The organism is Psychrobacter okhotskensis, assembly GCF_013248965.1.
Taxonomy (GTDB): Bacteria; Pseudomonadota; Gammaproteobacteria; order Pseudomonadales; family Moraxellaceae; genus Psychrobacter; species Psychrobacter okhotskensis.
The window spans coordinates 1-906 of record NZ_JABRVQ010000068.1; the positions used below are offsets into that span (position 1 = coordinate 1).

At 45.7% G+C, this 906-nt stretch carries 1 protein-coding gene; it reads left to right on the forward strand.

The window, feature by feature from the left end:
* Window positions 1-104 precede the first annotated feature (104 nt).
* Window positions 105-906, forward strand: an 802-nt coding sequence (locus HQR03_RS14080; RefSeq protein ID WP_173240661.1) for an IS30 family transposase, incomplete at its 3' end; no start/stop codon positions are given.

Here is a 906-nt window from a genome sequence, read left to right on the forward strand (position 1 = left end):
TCTTAGATTAACACATGAAGTGCAATATCAAAGAGCAGGTGAAAAAGAGGCCTAGATGCGCTAGCATCAAAGCTACTATCCACCGCCAAAGTGAGATTGCAACCATGAGCTATACACATCTAAGCCTAGAGGAACGATATCAGATTTATGCCCTTAGAGGGGCACAACATAGTATTAAATTTATAGCAGGGGCGTTAGGCAGAAGTCCCAGCACCATATCAAGAGAGCTTAGACGCAATAAAAGCCTACGAGGCTACCGGGCAAAGCATGCAGACAACACCGCTAAAGCGAGGCGAGCAAATAATGCCTTCACCATCATTTTAAACGTCTGGGACTGGGTCGTGACTAAGCTTAAACTGCAGTGGAGTCCTGAGCAAATAGCAGGCGTTCATAGTGGAGTCAGTCACACGAGTATCTATCGTTACTTATGGACGGATAAGAGGCAAGGCGGCACGCTATGGCAGTATTTAAGACGCAAAGCCAAACCCTATCGTCAAAGGCTTACCACTGAGACTCGTGGGCGTATTAATGACAGGATCTCAATTCATGAGCGCCCTCATGTAGTAAAAGAGCGATCCCGCATCGGTGATTGGGAAGCGGACACCATCATTGGTCAAAACCATAAACAAGCTATCGTGACAGTGGTAGAGCGAAAGACAGGTTTGGTTAAGATGAAGCGAGTGACTAAAAAGAGTGCTCATCTGGTCGCGGATGCGATGGTGGTAATGCTAACTCCAGTGAAACTACACGTTAAGACGATTACGTCCGATAATGGCAAGGAATTTGCGGATCATAAAGCCATTAAGCAAAGACTCTATAGTGGGTTCTACTTTGCTGATGCTTATGCCTCATGGCAACGAGGAACAAACGAAAATACCAATGGCTTGATTAGAGAGTACTTGCCTA